We start from the raw sequence: 15,643 nt of genomic DNA, 5'->3' as shown, positions 1-15,643 counted from the left end.
TTCTCCCCCCAGATCTCTGGGGGGATTCTTCGCTGTACAAATATTCGCCAATCACCTTGCTTGTCCGTCCCGGCTTCTCTACAATTGCGCCCCTTGCCGACCCGGGCAGGCGCGCATGTGCCTCTTCCCGCGGCAAGACATACAGTGTCATTCACTCCTTGTCTGACCAGGATTCTGGCAGGCTACTAACCCGTAAGGAGCATTCATGCGTCATTACGAAATCATCTTTCTGGTCCACCCGGACCAGAGCGAGCAAGTCGGCGGCATGGTTGAGCGTTACACCAAGCTGATCGAAGAAGACGGCGGCAAAATCCACCGTCTCGAAGATTGGGGCCGTCGTCAACTGGCCTACGCAATCAACAATGTTCACAAGGCTCACTACGTGATGCTGAACGTTGAGTGCACCGGCAAGGCTCTGTCCGAGCTGGAAGACAACTTCCGCTACAACGATGCCGTGATCCGTAACCTGGTCATCCGTCGCGACGAAGCCGTCACTGGCCAGTCCGAGATGCTCAAGGCTGAAGAAAACCGCAGTGAGCGCCGTGAGCGTCGCGACCGTCCTGAGCATGCTGAAAGCGCCGATGGCGACGACAGCAATGACAGCGACAACAGCGATAACGCTGACGAGTAATCCACGGACCTTTTGAGGAGCCTATTACATGGCACGTTTCTTCCGTCGTCGTAAATTCTGCCGCTTCACTGCTGAAGACGTGAAAGAGATCGACTACAAAGATCTCAACACCCTGAAAGCTTACGTATCCGAAACCGGCAAGATCGTTCCAAGCCGTATCACCGGTACCAAAGCTCGTTATCAGCGTCAGCTGGCTACCGCTATCAAGCGCGCCCGCTTCCTGGCCCTGCTGCCCTACACCGACAGCCACGGCCGCTGAGACCGGGCCGTCGACAAGCAGCAAGGGATAGAGCATGCGAGCGTTAGCTGATTTCATCATGCGCGGTCGCGTGCAGGCCACTGTAGTGGTGGTCGGTTGTGCGGCATTGCCGCTGTTGTTCTGGTTGAGTGCCGCCGCTGGGTGCCTGGTGTTCCTGCGGCGCGGATTCAAGGATGCTTCATCGGTCCTGGGCTGGGCATTGCTGCCCGCTCTGGCCTGGTGGTTCTTCGGCGAGCCGCGCACCCTCATGGTGCTGCTGGGTACGCTGGGACTGGCTGCGCTGTTGCGCGCCGGGCATTCCTGGAACCGGGTGCTGTTGTTCAGCATCGCCCTGGGCCTGGTATATGGCGTTGTCCTGGGTTCGGTGTTCCGTGAACCGATCGAGTACCTGGCCAAGGCGATCATCGATCGCCTGCCGGGGATGCTCGACGGGCTCTACCAGCAGATGTCGGTAGAGGAGCGGGCCCGGCTCGAAGGCCTGATCGTACCGGTGCTCAATGGCCTGATAGCGGCTCTGTTGCAAGCCGTCAGCGTGCTGGCCCTGATGTTGGGCCGCTACTGGCAGGCCGCGTTGTACAACCCCGGAGGTTTCGGCCGCGAGTTTCAGGCGGTGCGGATTCCAAAGGTGCCGGCGCTGTTGCTGCTGGCGTGCATGCTGGTCGGTCCGAACTTCGGTACGGGCCTGGCGATGCTCACGCCGTTGTGCAGTGTGCCGCTCATGTTCGCAGGTATCGCCCTGCTGCACGGGCTGGTGGCGCAGAAACGACTGGGCCGGTTCTGGCTAGTCGGGATGTACGTGACGCTGGTGCTGTTCATGCACCTGATTTATCCGTTGCTCGTGGTCTTGGCCATTGTCGACAGCCTGATTGATTTTCGCTGTCGCAATTCCCCTGAAAAGGGTGACGACAGCGGTTCTGCGAACGGTGAAGGTTAAAAGTTAAGAGGTTTATACCAAATGGAACTGATCCTGCTGGAAAAAGTCGCCAACCTGGGCAACCTGGGCGACAAAGTGAATGTTAAGGCCGGTTACGGCCGTAACTTCCTGCTGCCATTCGGCAAGGCCACCGCTGCTACCGCCGCCAACCTGGCTGCGTTCGAAGAGCGTCGTGCCGAGCTGGAAAAACTGGCTGCGGACAAGAAAGCTTCGGCTGAAAGCCGTGCTGCCCAACTGGCCGAGCTGGAAGTGACCATCACTGCCACCGCCGGTGACGAAGGCAAGCTGTTCGGTTCGATCGGCACCCACGACATCGCTGACGCCCTGACCGCCTCCGGCGTTGAAGTGGCCAAGGCTGAAGTTCGTCTGCCGAACGGCACCATCCGTAACGTTGGCGAATACGACGTTGCCGTGCACCTGCACAGCGACGTTGAAGCCACCGTTCGCGTGGTCGTCGTCGCAGCCTAAGCTGTACCGATCGGCTGGCCCCTTGGGCGCCAGCCGGTTAACATCGGGCACGGTCCTGCTTTGCAGGTCGTGCCCTTTGTCTTTTTCATCACCCAGAATTCCGCGTGGCCATGACCGAGATCTCCACCCCCGAGCAATTCGACCTGCAGACCGCAGCCCTGAAGGTGCCGCCGCATTCCATCGAGGCCGAACAGGCCGTGCTCGGTGGCCTGATGCTGGACAACAATTCATGGGAGCGCGTGCTGGACCAGGTCTCGGACGGCGATTTCTACCGGCATGACCACCGCCTGATCTTCCGCGCCATCCACAAGCTGGTGGACCTGAATACCCCCTTCGACGTCGTCACGCTGCACGAGCAGCTGGAAAAGGAAGGGGTGTCGTCGCAGATCGGCGGCCTTGGTTACCTCGGCGAGCTGGCCAAGAACACGCCGTCCGTCGCCAACATCAAGGCTTATGCGCAGATCGTTCGCGAACGTGCCACCTTGCGTCAGCTGATCAGCATCAGCAGCGACATCGCCGACAGCGCCTTCAACCCGCAAGGCCGCAACGCCGAAGACCTGCTCGACGAAGCCGAACGGCAGATCTTCCAGATCGCCGAAGCCCGGCCCAAGACCGGCGGCCCGGTGGGCGTCAACGACCTGCTGGCCAAGGCCATCGACCGCATCGATACCCTGTTCAACTCCGACAGCGACATCACCGGTATCTCCACCGGCTACACCGACCTCGACGAGAAGACCAGCGGCCTGCAGCCGGCCGACCTGATCATCGTTGCCGGCCGTCCGTCGATGGGCAAGACCACCTTCGCCATGAACCTGGTCGAAAACGCCGTGCTGCGCAGCGACAAGGCCGTGCTGGTGTACTCGCTCGAGATGCCTGGCGAATCGTTGATCATGCGTATGCTGTCCTCGCTTGGCCGCATCGACCAGACCAAGGTGCGTTCCGGCCAGCTCGATGACGATGACTGGCCGCGGCTCACCTCGGCGGTCAACCTGCTCAACGACCGCAAGCTGTTCATCGACGACACCGCGGGCATCAGCCCCTCGGAAATGCGCGCGCGTACCCGTCGTCTGGTGCGCGAGCATGGCGACCTCGCCATGATCATGATCGACTACCTGCAGCTGATGCAGATTCCAGGCTCCAGCGGCGACAACCGGACCAACGAGATTTCCGAGATCTCCCGTTCCCTCAAGGCCCTGGCCAAGGAATTCAACTGCCCGGTCATCGCCCTGTCGCAGCTCAACCGCTCGCTCGAACAGCGCCCCAACAAGCGCCCGGTCAACTCCGACCTTCGGGAATCCGGAGCGATCGAGCAGGACGCCGACGTGATCATGTTCGTCTACCGCGACGAGGTGTATCACCCCGAGACCGAGCACAAGGGCGTCGCCGAGATCATCATCGGCAAGCAGCGTAACGGCCCCATCGGCTTCGTGCGGCTGGCCTTCATCGGCAAGTACACTCGCTTCGAGAACCTCGCGCCGGGTAGCTACAACTTCGACGACGACGAGTAATCGCCGCGTCGAATAGCCCCGTTAATCGGCCACGTGAATCCGACCGGAACGGTCGGATTTGATCAAAATTTGTGCTATATTCCGCGCCCGCGATTTCCCTGCACACCAGAACCGGTCACTGACATGCAAGCAGCCAAACCACTTTTCGACTATCCCAAGTACTGGGCCGAATGCTTCGGACCAGCGCCGTTCCTGCCGATGAGCAGGGCCGAGATGGATCAGCTGGGCTGGGATTCCTGCGACATCATCATCGTGACCGGTGACGCCTACGTCGACCATCCGTCGTTCGGCATGGCGATCATCGGCCGTCTGCTGGAAGCCCAGGGCTTTCGCGTAGGCATCATTGCCCAGCCGAACTGGCAGTCCAAGGACGACTTCATGAAGCTCGGCGAGCCGAACCTGTTCTTCGGGGTGGCGGCGGGCAACATGGATTCGATGATCAACCGCTACACAGCGGACAAGAAGATCCGTTCGGACGATGCCTACACCCCTGGCGGGCTGGCGGGCAGCCGTCCGGACCGCGCGAGCCTGGTGTACAGCCAGCGCTGCAAGGAAGCCTACAAGCATGTGCCGATCGTCCTCGGCGGCATCGAGGCTTCGCTGCGCCGCATCGCCCACTATGACTACTGGCAGGACAAGGTCCGCCACTCGATCCTGATCGATGCCTGCGCCGACATCCTGCTGTACGGCAACGCCGAGCGCGCCATCGTCGAGGTCGCCCAGCGGCTGTCTTTCGGCGAGTCGATCGAGAGCATCACCGATGTGCGCGGCACGGCGTTCGTGCGCCGTGACACGCCGCAGGGCTGGTACGAGATCGACTCCACGCGCATCGACCGTCCGGGCAAGGTCGACAAGATCATCAACCCCTACGTCAACACCCAGGACACTCAGGCGTGCGCCATCGAGCAGGCCAAGGGCGACGTCGAGGACCCGAACGAAGCCAAGGTTGTGCAGATCCTGGAAAGCCCGCGCATGACCCGCGACAAGTCGGTCATCCGCCTGCCCTCGTTCGAGAAAGTACGTAACGACCCGGTGCTCTACGCCCACGCCAACCGCGTGCTGCACCTGGAGACCAACCCGGGCAACGCCCGCGCGCTGGTGCAGAAGCATGGCGAGGCGGACGTGTGGTTCAACCCGCCGCCCATTCCCATGACCACCGAAGAAATGGACTACGTGTTCGGCATGCCGTACGCACGTGTCCCGCACCCGGCTTACGGCAAGGAACGTATCCCGGCCTACGAGATGATCCGTTTCTCGGTGAACATCATGCGTGGTTGCTTTGGCGGCTGCACCTTCTGCTCGATCACCGAACACGAAGGCCGGATCATCCAGAACCGTTCGCATGATTCGATTATCCGCGAGATCGAAGAGATTCGTGACAAGGTGCCGGGCTTTACCGGGGTGATCTCCGACCTTGGCGGACCGACCGCGAACATGTACCGGATCGCCTGCAAGACCACCGAAATCGAGAGTCACTGCCGCAAGCCATCCTGCGTGTTCCCGGGTATCTGCCCGAACCTGAACACCGACCATTCGGCGCTGATCCAGCTGTACCGCAGCGCGCGTGCGTTGCCGGGCGTGAAGAAGATCCTGATCGCCTCCGGCCTGCGCTACGACCTGGCGGTTGAATCGCCTGAGTACGTGAAGGAGCTGGTCACCCACCACGTGGGCGGCTACCTGAAGATTGCCCCGGAGCACACCGAGGAAGGCCCGCTGAATCAGATGATGAAGCCGGGCATCGGTAGCTACGACCGCTTCAAGCGCATGTTCGAGAAGTACTCGAAGGAGGCGGGCAAGGAGCAGTACCTGATCCCGTACTTCATCGCCGCGCACCCGGGCACCACCGACGAAGACATGATGAACCTGGCGCTGTGGCTCAAGGGCAACGGGTTCCGTGCCGACCAGGTACAGGCGTTCTACCCGTCGCCGATGGCCTCGGCGACCGCCATGTACCACTCGGGCAAGAACCCGCTGCGCAAGGTCACCTACAAGAGTGACTCGGTGACCATCGTCAAGAGCGATGAGCAGCGCCGGTTGCACAAGGCCTTCCTGCGGTATCACGACCCGAAGGGCTGGCCGATGCTGCGTGCGGCGCTTGAGCGCATGGGCCGTGCCGACCTGATCGGCCCGGGCAAGCACCAGTTGATTCCGCTGCACCAGCCAGAGGGCGACACCTACCACAGTGCCCGCCGCAAGAACTCGACCCCGGCGGGCAGCCACAAGGTCGCCAAGGAACAGAAGATCTTGACCCAGCACACCGGCCTGCCGCCACGCGCCAGCGACGGCAGCAAGCCGTGGGACAAGCGCGAGCAGGCCAAGGCCGCCGCGTTCGCGCGCAACAAGCAGGCCGAGAAGGACCGCAAGGACGCCGCCAAGGGCGGCAAGGCCAAAGGCAAGGGCAAGACGCGCCAGCCGGTTCTTCCGCGCTGACGCTGCGCTGCCTCCGGCCTCCGTGCCGGCGCAGCCGGGCACTGGGGGTGGGGCTGACTGGCGAAAGATCCTACAGGTGCTGGCGGTGTGGTCTGACGTGTTTGGGCTGGTGGTTTGGGGTGGCGGGAAATATCCTACGGGTTCTGTCTGCTCACGTCTGATTGCCCCGGAAAGAGGCTCCCACTAGGCTGCAAGGGTCGCTGAATGTTCAGCGATCGGGTGTGGAAACCCGGGCTTTGCGGAAGTAGGCAAACTGCTGATATGGCAGCTGTGCGCGGGAGGCTTGACTGCCTGCCGGGTCCTTACTTCCGCCTGGTTTTCCACCCCGCGTACAGCTGCCACCCTTTGTGTGGAAACGAAAAGGTTGTAGCTTTCATAAGGAAGTAACAACGTGAAGAAAATCGTTCCAGATCCTCCCACAGCGCGGGGCCCGAAATTCGAGCCCACCCCCGGAAGCACCCTGGCCGCCGCCATCATCAACAGCGAAGTCCTCATCCAGGACGTGCTGATGAACGCCTGCCACTACTTCCTGCTGTCCCATAACGCAGTCCACAACGCCTGCAAAGCCTGCCCCGACGACGATCTCAAGCACACACTGACCAACAGCATGCACAACCTGGAACTCGCCTCGGGCCAGATTGATGCGCTGGTCACAGCGTTGAATCACGCGCCGCCGGCCCGCTGACAGACCGGGATTCAGGTTTCGCGGCCCGGTCGCGGCCGTGAAACCTGTCTGGACATTCATCGATTCCTGCCCTCACCGTCATACGTTGCGATTCACTCCGGCCGGGCAAACTGGCAGGTCGCACCCGCGGCCCCTGATGCATACGCGGCCAGCATTCCGTTCAGGAAATTTCCAAAAGTCATGTTATTCGCTCCTCGATATGGTTGTCCCATCGTCCATGAATGAAGCATGATGCGCACTTAGGTTTTATGTATACAATCCATAGAACAATTTCACTGCCGGCCCTCAGTCACTGCCTTGATGCACATCAGGGTAGGGCCGGGTGGCCTTAGGCAGCATGCGAACTGATAAAACCCTGCCAAGGAGAATCACGATGTTTGCGAAAGCTGTAGCGGTATCCCTGCTGACCCTCGCCAGCGCTTCTGTCTTCGCCGCCGAATGCTCGGTGACGGTCGATTCGACCGACCAGATGACCTACACCAGCAAGGAGTTCACGGTCGACAAGAGCTGCAAGGAATTCACCGTCAAGCTGACCCACTCTGGCAACCTGCCGAAGAACGTGATGGGTCACAACCTGGTCATCAGCAAGACCGCTGACATGCAGGCCATCGCCACCGAAGGCATGACCCAGGGCCTGGACAAGGACTACCTCAAGGCCGATGACGCACGCATCATCGCCCACACCAGGATGATCGGCGCGCCAGAGAAAGAAGACACGGTGACGCTGGACCTGTCCAAGCTGGAAGCGGGCGGGGACTACAGCTTCTTCTGCACCTTCCCGGGCCATGTCGCCATGATGAAGGGCAAGGTCGTCGTCAAGTAACGACGGGCTGTCGCAATACAAGGTGGGAGCGGATACAACCGCTCCCACCTCGCGTTTCAAGGCGCGAAAGGCAGCTCGCGCTTGTGCTGGGTCTTGCGGTAGGTGGCGACGATGATGTCGAACACCTCCTGGCTGACCGGCTCGCCGTGCAGGAACGCGTCGATCTGCTGGTAGGTGATCCCATGGGAGGCCTCGTCCGGCTTGCCCGGGGCCAGGTCTTCCAGGTCGGCCGTAGGCACTTTCTCCACCAGTGACTCAGGCGCGCCGAAGCTGCGTGCGATCGCGCGCACCTGGTTTTTCACCAGGCCGCTCAAGGGCGCCAGGTCGCAGGCCCCGTCACCGAACTTGGTGAAGAAGCCCATCACCGCCTCGGCCGCATGGTCGGTACCGATCACCAGCCCCTGGCGGGCACCCGCGATGGTGTACTGGGCGATCATGCGCATGCGCGCCTTGACGTTGCCGACCACGAAGTCGACCAGCGCCGGCTCGCCCGTGCGCAGGTCCGCGACATTGTCTTTCAGGCCGATCACGGCGGGCGCGATGTCGACCGTCTGCACTTCGTCGGCCTTGATCACCTCGAGGCAGGCCTGGGCGTCATGCTCGTCGTGCTGCACGTTGTACGGCAGACGGACCGCGATGAAGCGGTAGCCTTGGTCACCAGTCTCGGCCCGCAGCTCGGTCACCGCGCGCTGGGCGAGCAGGGCGCCGGTCAGCGAATCGACCCCGCCGCTGATCCCGAGCACTAACGTCTTGAGCCGGGCGTTTGCCAGGCAGCGCTTGATGAAGGCCACACGCCGGGCCACTTCGGCCTCGAGCGCGGCGGCATCGGCGAACGGCGGCTGAACCTGCAACTGCTGCGCAATCTCTTGCTGGACGGCTTGCATCGGTTACTCCTTGCTGGGGACTTTGAATACATGACGCAGGTAGGCGACGAAGTTGGGGTCGCGGCACTGGGTCTTGGCGGCTTCGTCGGAGATCTTGGCAACCGGCGAGCCGTTGCAGTCGGTCATTTTAAGCACGATGTTCATCGGCGCCACCCCCGGAAGATCACACGTCAGGTTGGTGCCGATGCCGAAGCTGACGTTGATGCGACCGCGCAGGGCGCGGAAGATTTCCAGCGAGCGGGTCAGGTTGAGACCGTCGGAAAACACCAGGGTCTTGGTCATCGGGTCGATGCCCAGCCTGCGGTAATGGGCGATGGCTTTTTCGGCCCAGGCCACCGGCTCCCCGGAGTCATGGCGCAGGCCGTCGAACAGCTTGGCGAAATACAGATCGAAATCGCCCAGGAAGGCATCCATGGTGATGCAGTCGGTCAGGGCGATGCCGAGCAGGCCCCGGTACTCGCGGACCCAGCAGTCAAGCGCGGCGCTCTGGCTGTCGATCAGCCGCGGGCCCAGCTGCTGGTGGGCCATGATCCATTCATGGGCCATGGTGCCCAGCGGCTTGATATCGAACTTGCGGGCAAGGTTGACGTTGCTGGTGCCCACGAAGCGCGCCGGGAAGTCATCGCGCAGCAGCCGCACGACTTCTTCCTGCACGCCGCTGGAGAAACGCCGACGGGTACCGAAGTCGGCGACCTGCAGCTCTGCCAGTTCCTCGTCGCTGGCATGCGCGCGCAGCCAGTCGAACTTGCGATAGAGCTGGTCGCGGGCGTCTGACAGCCGCGCCTGTGGATAACGCTGTCGGTTACGCACTTCACTGATGATGGCCAGCAGCGGCACCTCGAACAGGATCACATGCAGCCAGGGCCCGCGCAGGCGCAGGCACAGCTGGTCGTACTCGATGCTCAGGTGCAGGTAGCGCAGATTGAAGCGGAACAGGCCCAGAAAACGCAGGAAGTCGGGCTTGATGAAGCTTATCCGTTCCAGAAAGCCCAGTTGCTGCTCATCCAGGCTCAACTCGCAAAGCTGCTCGATCTGGGTGCGGATCTCTGCCAGATAAGGGCGCAGGTCTTCGCCGTTGCGGCACTTGAACTCCCATTCGACATCCACGTTGGGATAGTTGTGCAGCACCGCCTGCATCATCGTCAGCTTGTAGAAATCGGTGTCGAGCAGGTTGTGCACGATGCGCTCGGAGAATGCGCTCTCGCTCATTGAAGGGCTCCAGGTCGGCGGCGTGCTGCGAAGCGGATGGCGCACGCGCAATGCGGGCCATTGTGCCAGCCTTTTCCCGGCGATGACGAAAATCCGGTGGATGCGGCCCGAGGGCGGCGCTTTCCCCGGGGGCGAGCTAGCCTTGCAAAGGTGCTCGCTGTAGCAGTCGCGCACCCGCGATGTGCACTTCGGTGACGTCCGCTGTTACAGGTCAGTTGCACGTTAACACTTGCCGGGGTTGCAATGATGGCACAGCACGGTTGCGCCTTAGATCGACAAAAGGTAGCGCCTGCCCAAGGGCAGCGAGGTGCACGCTCTCCGGACACGCGCCCGCCGGTCAGCTTCGGCAGCATCCTGATGTGTTTTCCCGGAATACAAAACTGATGGCACGGCGCTTGCTCAGAGCAAGTGCTGAACGTTGTAGTGCCAACCAAAAAAAACTCTAGGAGCACCACCTCATGTCGCAGACGTTTTACAAGAAGGGTTTCCTGGCTCTCGCCGTGGCTTCGGCGCTGGGTGTTTCTTCGTTTGTCCAGGCCGACATAAAAATCGGCGTAGCGGGCCCGATGACCGGGGCCAACGCGGCGTTTGGCGAGCAGTACATGAAAGGTGCGCAGGCAGCGGCCGACGAAGTCAACGCGAAAGGCGGCGTCAATGGCGAGAAGATCGTCCTGGTCAAAGGGGATGATGCGTGCGAGCCCAAGCAAGCCGTGGCCGTGGCCAACCGTCTGGTCGACCAGGACAAGGTCATCGGCGTGGTCGGTCACTTCTGCTCCTCCAATACCATCCCGGCCTCCGAGGTGTACGACGAAGCCGGTGTGATCGCCATCACCCCAGGCTCCACCAACCCGCAGGTCACCGAGCGCGGGCTGAGCGCGATGTTCCGCATGTGCGGCCGCGATGACCAGCAGGGCATCGTTGCTGGCAACTACATCGTCGATGTGCTCAAGGGCAAAAAGGTCGTCGTGCTGCATGACAAGGACACCTACGGCCAGGGGCTGGCCGACGCGACCAAGGCGCAACTGGAGAAGCGCGGCGTCAAGCCGGTGCTGTACGAAGGCCTGACCCGTGGCGAAAAAGACTTCAGCGCCGTGGTCACCAAGATCCGCGCCGCTGGCGCCGACATCGTCTACTTCGGTGGCCTGCACCCCGAAGCCGGTCCGCTGGTCCGCCAGCTTCGCGAGCAGGGCCTCAAGGACGTGGCATTCATGTCCGACGACGGCATCGTCACCGACGAGCTGGTATCCACCGCCGGGGGTGCCCAATACACCAATGGTGTGTACATGACCTTCGGCGCCGACCCGCGCCTGCTGCCCGACAGCAAGGCGGTGGTGGACGCGTTCCGCAAGGGCGGCACCGAGCCTGAGGGCTACACCTTGTATGCCTACGCCTCGGTCCAGGCGTTGGCGGCCGCGTTCAACGGCGCGAAGAGCAACAAGGGCGAGGATGCCGCCAAGTGGCTCAAGGCCAACCCCGTGCAAACGGTGATGGGCGAGAAGAAGTGGGACGCCAAGGGTGACCTGACCGTGTCCGACTACGTGGTCTACCAGTGGGATGCCAACGGCAAGTACCACCAGCTGGACAAACAAAAATAACAACGGTGGATGGCCCGGGCACGCACCCGGGCCGCTGCCCCGCGGTACCTGTCCTATTCCGTAGACCTGCACGGTTCTGCGCTGCGAGGGCCGCTTCATCCGGGGCCTTGCGTGGTCGGCGCACGTGCAGTCTCAATCAGGTGAGAGTGCGTTATGGATGGTATTTTCCTGCAGCAACTGATCAATGGACTGACCCTCGGGTCTGTCTATGGTCTGATTGCCATCGGCTACACAATGGTCTATGGCATCATCGGCATGATCAACTTCGCGCACGGCGAGGTGTACATGATTTCCGCGTACCTCGCGGCGATCAGCCTGGCATTGCTGGCCTACTTCGGCATCGAGTCCTTCCCGCTGCTGATGCTGGGCACGCTGTTGTTCACCATCGTTGTCACGGGCGTCTATGGGTTCACCATCGAACGCATCGCCTACAAGCCCCTGCGCAACTCCACCCGCCTGGCGCCGCTGATCAGCGCCATCGGTATCTCGCTGATCCTGCAGAACTACGCGCAGATCAGCCAGGGCGCTCGCCAGCAAGGCGTGCCGACCCTGCTCGAAGGGGCCTGGCGCATGGAAGTCGGCACCGGCTTCGTGCAACTGACCTATACCAAGATCTTCATCCTCATCGCCGCGTTCGTCGGCATGGGGCTGCTCACCTACGTGATCAAGTTCACCAGGCTCGGCCGCATGTGCCGCGCCACCCAGCAAGACCGCAAGATGGCGTCGATCCTGGGCATCAACACCGACCGGGTGATTTCCTACGTGTTCGTCATTGGTGCGGTGATGGCCGCGCTGGCGGGCGTGCTGATCACCATGAACTACGGCACCTTCGACTTCTACGCAGGCTTCATCATCGGCATCAAGGCCTTCACCGCCGCGGTGCTGGGCGGCATCGGCTCGCTGCCGGGGGCCATGCTGGGCGGGATCATCCTGGGTATTTCCGAATCGCTGTTCTCCGGGATGATCAACTCTGACTACAAGGATGTGTTCAGCTTCTCGCTGCTGGTACTGATCCTGATCTTCCGACCCCAGGGCCTGTTGGGTCGTCCACTTGTGGCGAAGGTGTAACCATGTCCGCTGCCAATTCTTCCGGATTCGATATCAAACGCAGCCTGATTGAAACCCTGGTCGCAGGCTTCCTCGCGCTCATTGTGTTTGGCCCCGTCGTGGGTGTGGTGCTCGACGGCTACAGCTTCAATGCCGAGCCACGGCGAGTGGCGATGCTGGTCGGCGGGGTGATGATCGGGCGTTTCGTGCTCAGTCTGTTCCTGCAGACCGGCACCGGCCAGCGCATGCTTCAGGGCTTCGACAGCGGCGGTTCGGGCGTGCAGGTCCTGGCGCCGGACTACAAGTCGCGGCTGCGCTGGATCATCCCGGCGCTGATCGTGATCGCCATCGTCTTCCCCATTTTCGCCAACAAGTACCTGCTGACCGTGGTGATCCTCGGGCTGATCTATGTGCTGCTGGGCCTGGGCCTGAACATCGTGGTCGGCCTTGCCGGCCTGCTCGACCTGGGGTACGTGGCGTTCTATGCCATCGGTGCCTACGGCCTGGCGCTGGGCTACCAGTACCTGGGGCTGGGTTTCTGGAGCGTGCTGCCGCTGGCCGCGATTGCCGCGGCGTTGGCCGGCTGCATCCTGGGCTTTCCGGTGCTGCGCATGCACGGTGACTACCTGGCCATCGTGACCCTGGGCTTCGGCGAGATCATTCGGCTGATACTCAACAACTGGCTGTCGTTCACCGGCGGGCCGAACGGCATGCCGGCGCCGTCGCCCACCTTCCTGGGCCTGGAGTTCGGGCGTCGGGCCAAGGATGGCGGGGTGCCGTTCCATGAGTTCTTCGGCATCGACTACAACCCCAACCTGAAATTCCTGTTCATCTACATCGTGCTGTTCATGGTGGTGCTGGGCGTGCTGTACATCAAGCACCGGCTGACCCGCATGCCCGTGGGCCGGGCGTGGGAAGCCCTGCGCGAGGACGAGATCGCCTGCCGCTCGATGGGCCTCAACCACGTGCTGGTCAAGCTCTCGGCCTTTACCCTGGGTGCTTCCACCGCAGGGCTCGCCGGGGTGTTCTTCGCCACCTACCAGGGCTTCGTCAACCCGTCGTCGTTCACCTTCTTCGAGTCGGCGTTGATACTGGCCATCGTGGTGCTCGGCGGCATGGGCTCGACCGTGGGCGTGGTGATCGCCGCCTTCGTGCTGACCGTGGCCCCGGAGCTGCTGCGCAGTTTCTCCGAATACCGGGTGCTGCTGTTCGGCGTGCTGATGGTGCTGATGATGATCTGGCGACCGCGCGGGCTGATCCGTATCAGCCGCAGCGGTGTCGTCCCGCGTAAAGGAGTGGCGCCATGAGCGACGATATCATTCTGTCGGTCGACAACCTGATGATGCATTTCGGCGGTATCAAGGCGCTCAGTGATGTCAGCCTGAAGGTCAGGCGCAACGACATCTTCGCCCTGATCGGCCCCAACGGCGCCGGCAAGACCACGGTGTTCAACTGCCTGACCGGTTTCTACAAGGCCAGCGGCGGGCGCATCGAGATGAGCATGCGCGGGCAGAAGACCAACGTCATCCAGCTGCTCGGCGAGCGCTTCCAGGCGACGGACTTCGTGTCCCCCAAGACCTTGGGCAGCCGCCTGTACTACAAGATGTTCGGCGGCACCCACCTGGTCAACCGGGCCGGGCTGGCGCGCACGTTCCAGAACATCCGCCTGTTCCGGGAAATGTCGGTGGTCGAGAACCTGCTGGTGGCCCAGCACATGTGGGTCAACCGCAACCTGCTGGCCGGGGTGCTCAATACCAAGGCATACCGCAAGGCCGAGAGCGATGCCCTGGACCACGCCTTCTACTGGCTCGAGGTGGTCGACCTGGTCGATTGCGCCAACCGCCTGGCGGGTGAAATGTCCTATGGGCAGCAGCGGCGGCTGGAGATTGCCCGGGCCATGTGCACGCGTCCGCAGATCATCTGCCTCGACGAGCCGGCGGCCGGCCTCAACCCGCACGAGACCGAGGCCTTGAGCCGCATGATCCGCGTGCTGCGGGACGAGCACGACATGACCGTGGTGCTGATCGAGCACGACATGGGCATGGTGATGAGCATTTCCGACCACATCGTGGTGCTCGACCACGGCAACGTGATTGCCGAGGGCGCTCCGCAGGATATCCGCAACAACCCGACGGTGATCGCCGCCTACCTGGGTGCCGACGAAGAGGAACTGGTATGAGCGCACCCATTCTCGAGCTTCGCGAGCTGGACGTGTTCTATGGGCCGATCCAGGCCCTGAAGAAGGTCTCGATGCACATCAACGAGGGCGAGACGGTCAGCCTGATCGGCTCCAACGGGGCCGGCAAGTCGACCCTGCTGATGTCGATCTTCGGCCAGCCACGGGCGGCGGGCGGGCAGATTGTCTACCGGGGCACCGACATCACTCGCAAGTCATCGCACTACATCGCCTCCAACGGCATCGCCCAGTCGCCGGAAGGGCGGCGGGTGTTTCCGGACATGACCGTGGAGGAAAACCTGCTGATGGGCACCATCCCCATCGGCGACAAGTACGCCAGCGAAGACATGCAGCGCATGTACGAGCTGTTTCCCCGGCTCAAGGAACGCCGTACCCAGCGTGCCATGACCATGTCGGGTGGCGAGCAGCAGATGCTCGCCATCGCCCGCGCGCTGATGAGCCGTCCCAAGCTTCTGTTGCTGGACGAACCGTCCCTGGGGCTGGCACCCATCGTGGTCAAGCAGATCTTCGCAACCCTGCGCGAACTGGCGAAGACCGGCATGACCATCTTCCTCGTGGAGCAGAACGCCAACCATGCGCTCAAGCTGTCGGACCGCGCGTACGTGATGGTCAACGGGCAGATACGCATGACCGGGACGGGGCAGGAGCTGCTGGTCAATGAAGAGGTGCGCAACGCGTATCTGGGTGGGCATTGAGGGCCTGACACCAGGCGGAAGGGTTATGTGGACAACTTGTCGCACCCTTCTCCTGTGTGGCGTCAAATTGGGGAGATAAGCCTTTGTTTCCACAGCCTTGAAGTTGTCCACGGATCGTGTGTGGCTGGCTGTGGAAAACATGGTGGCATCTGGCTGTAGGCCACGGATGGCAAGGCCTGTAGTGTGCTGTTCGTTTTTTGATCAATCAGCGGTTGTGGATACTTTTTCCTTGCATATCCAGACTTCCCAGGCCCTAACTGACACCCTTGTCAAACCTG

The 15,643-nt window shown here is 62.0% G+C and carries 15 protein-coding genes; 13 read left to right on the top strand and 2 right to left on the bottom strand.

The features are described from left to right. Positions 1 to 205 precede the first annotated feature (205 nt). From rpsF to azu, 8 genes are all read left to right on the top strand, one after another. Positions 206 to 631 carry a 30S ribosomal protein S6 gene (gene rpsF / locus VJS90_RS16545; protein ID WP_324122726.1) on the top strand — a complete coding sequence of 142 codons (426 nt, stop codon included), beginning with the start codon at positions 206 to 208 and terminating at the stop codon, positions 629 to 631. A gap of 28 nt (positions 632 to 659) precedes the next feature. Then, complete coding sequence (rpsR, locus tag VJS90_RS16540; RefSeq protein ID WP_009403887.1) at positions 660 to 890, top strand: 30S ribosomal protein S18; 231 nt, start codon at positions 660 to 662, stop codon at positions 888 to 890. Positions 891 to 924: 34 nt separating this feature from the next. Next, positions 925 to 1,824 carry a hypothetical protein gene (locus VJS90_RS16535; RefSeq protein ID WP_324122725.1) on the top strand — a complete coding sequence of 300 codons (900 nt, stop codon included), beginning with the start codon at positions 925 to 927 and terminating at the stop codon, positions 1,822 to 1,824. Positions 1,825 to 1,845: 21 nt separating this feature from the next. Further along, entirely contained in the window at positions 1,846 to 2,292 is a 447-nt protein-coding gene (gene rplI, locus VJS90_RS16530; RefSeq protein WP_324122724.1) for a 50S ribosomal protein L9, read from the top strand. Positions 2,293 to 2,402: 110 nt separating this feature from the next. After that, positions 2,403 to 3,800 carry a replicative DNA helicase gene (gene dnaB, locus VJS90_RS16525; protein WP_324122723.1) on the top strand — a complete coding sequence of 466 codons (1,398 nt, stop codon included), beginning with the start codon at positions 2,403 to 2,405 and terminating at the stop codon, positions 3,798 to 3,800. Between the two features lie 123 nt (positions 3,801 to 3,923). Further along, complete coding sequence (locus tag VJS90_RS16520) at positions 3,924 to 6,230, top strand: YgiQ family radical SAM protein (RefSeq protein WP_324122722.1); 2,307 nt, start codon at positions 3,924 to 3,926, stop codon at positions 6,228 to 6,230. A 391-nt stretch (positions 6,231 to 6,621) separates the two neighbouring features. Then, on the top strand, positions 6,622 to 6,915 hold the full coding sequence (locus VJS90_RS16515) for a hypothetical protein (protein ID WP_324122721.1): 294 nt from the start codon (positions 6,622 to 6,624) through the stop codon (positions 6,913 to 6,915). 373 nt (positions 6,916 to 7,288) lie between these two features. After that, positions 7,289 to 7,738 carry an azurin gene (azu, locus tag VJS90_RS16510; protein WP_324122720.1) on the top strand — a complete coding sequence of 150 codons (450 nt, stop codon included), beginning with the start codon at positions 7,289 to 7,291 and terminating at the stop codon, positions 7,736 to 7,738. 56 nt (positions 7,739 to 7,794) lie between these two features. Here azu and nadE read toward each other — a convergent pair whose 3' ends face one another. Together nadE and pncB are read right to left on the bottom strand one after the other, a co-directional pair. Next, on the bottom strand, positions 7,795 to 8,622 hold the full coding sequence (gene nadE, locus VJS90_RS16505; protein ID WP_324122719.1) for an ammonia-dependent NAD(+) synthetase: 828 nt from the start codon (positions 8,620 to 8,622) through the stop codon (positions 7,795 to 7,797). A 3-nt stretch (positions 8,623 to 8,625) separates the two neighbouring features. Next, positions 8,626 to 9,831: a nicotinate phosphoribosyltransferase gene (gene pncB, locus VJS90_RS16500; RefSeq protein WP_324122718.1), complete on the bottom strand. Its 1,206-nt coding sequence runs from the start codon at positions 9,829 to 9,831 to the stop codon at positions 8,626 to 8,628. 458 nt (positions 9,832 to 10,289) lie between these two features. On the opposite strand from pncB, the gene VJS90_RS16495 reads away from it, so the two are divergent. The 5 genes from VJS90_RS16495 to VJS90_RS16475 all read left to right on the top strand — a co-directional run bounded on the left by VJS90_RS16495 (position 10,290) and on the right by VJS90_RS16475 (position 15,365). Next, positions 10,290 to 11,426, top strand: coding sequence for a branched-chain amino acid ABC transporter substrate-binding protein (locus VJS90_RS16495; protein ID WP_324122717.1), 1,137 nt, complete (start codon positions 10,290 to 10,292; stop codon positions 11,424 to 11,426). 153 nt (positions 11,427 to 11,579) lie between these two features. Then, positions 11,580 to 12,494: an ABC transporter permease subunit gene (locus VJS90_RS16490; protein ID WP_324122716.1), complete on the top strand. Its 915-nt coding sequence runs from the start codon at positions 11,580 to 11,582 to the stop codon at positions 12,492 to 12,494. Between the two features lie 2 nt (positions 12,495 to 12,496). Then, positions 12,497 to 13,780 (top strand): high-affinity branched-chain amino acid ABC transporter permease LivM, encoded by a 1,284-nt coding sequence (gene livM / locus VJS90_RS16485; RefSeq protein WP_324122715.1) that lies wholly within the window; start codon positions 12,497 to 12,499, stop codon positions 13,778 to 13,780. Next, positions 13,777 to 14,652, top strand: coding sequence for an ABC transporter ATP-binding protein (locus tag VJS90_RS16480; protein ID WP_324122714.1), 876 nt, complete (start codon positions 13,777 to 13,779; stop codon positions 14,650 to 14,652). Before livM ends, VJS90_RS16480 begins: the two co-directional genes overlap by 4 nt. Beyond that, positions 14,649 to 15,365 carry an ABC transporter ATP-binding protein gene (locus tag VJS90_RS16475; protein WP_324122713.1) on the top strand — a complete coding sequence of 239 codons (717 nt, stop codon included), beginning with the start codon at positions 14,649 to 14,651 and terminating at the stop codon, positions 15,363 to 15,365. Before VJS90_RS16480 ends, VJS90_RS16475 begins: the two co-directional genes overlap by 4 nt. Positions 15,366 to 15,643 lie beyond the last annotated feature (278 nt).

Origin of the sequence: Pseudomonas sp., from assembly GCF_035277045.1 — a bacterium.
Classification (GTDB): Bacteria; Pseudomonadota; Gammaproteobacteria; order Pseudomonadales; family Pseudomonadaceae; genus Aquipseudomonas.
The sequence above is the reverse complement of the archived record's forward strand: the minus strand, read 5'-3'. Positions and strand labels throughout refer to the sequence as shown.